Source organism: Aquibacillus sediminis (assembly GCF_005870085.1).
In the GTDB taxonomy this organism is placed as follows: Bacteria; Bacillota; Bacilli; order Bacillales; family Amphibacillaceae; genus Aquibacillus_E; species Aquibacillus_E sediminis.
The window spans coordinates 1-804 of the sequence record NZ_SZNM01000072.1; the positions used below are offsets into that span (position 1 = coordinate 1).

Genomic DNA, 804 nt, shown 5'->3' on the forward strand with positions numbered 1-804 from the left:
GTTTCTTGCTTAAACTGCTCACTATATCTTTGCCTATGTTCACCCATGGAAACCCTCCTAGTTATTATCATCATATCCAAATATGACTTTCGTTAACGGGGTATCCACTTTTTATTCTAGCTTCACTGATTCCGCTATTAGTCTCAAAAGTCGATTATGTCGCTTGGAAAGTTGCTAATAGCGGAGTGAGGATCCGCGTTGGGCCTTAGAATGGCCTAATTTGGCGAAATAACGGAATGAGAGACCGCATCCTGTTGGTTTTTGATGATCATGGTCACTCTGACCTCAGTTAGTACGTTTAATCATAAAGGTATAACCAAACACAAGCCCCCTCCCCTCCGTTCCGATTTGTCAATGCTTAAACAAAAAGTTCACATAATAGACAAACCTTTGTTAACCAATTGTGAAATACTGAACAAATGTATTTTCGAGACAATTTATACGTGTTAGTATATAAATATAGAAAACAAACAAGAATTCTTGAAAAATTAATTGTGAAATAATGAACAATATAAGGAGATGGTTTTATGTTAAATATGTTAAGAAACAACAATGTCGTGGCTGGTGTATTAGCAATTATTCGAATTTATATTGGGTACAGCTGGATTACGAGTGGTTGGGGTAAAGTTACTGGTGGCGAATTTGATGCAAGTGGCTTCATTCAAGGCGCAGTTGCTAACTCTAAAGGCGAAGAGGCTACCGTTCAAGCTTGGTGGGGTGCATTTCTAGAAACGTTCGCTCTTCCAAATGCTGACCTATTCACATTCATGGTTATGTGGGGCGAAGTACTTGTTGGCGCAGGAT

Annotated in this window: 1 pseudogene; it reads left to right on the forward strand. The window is 38.9% G+C overall.

Features of this window, described 5'->3' with window-relative positions:
* Nucleotides 1-527: 527 nt before the first annotated feature.
* Nucleotides 528-804 (forward strand): annotated as a pseudogene (locus FCI53_RS21205) (DoxX family membrane protein); the annotation flags it as partial.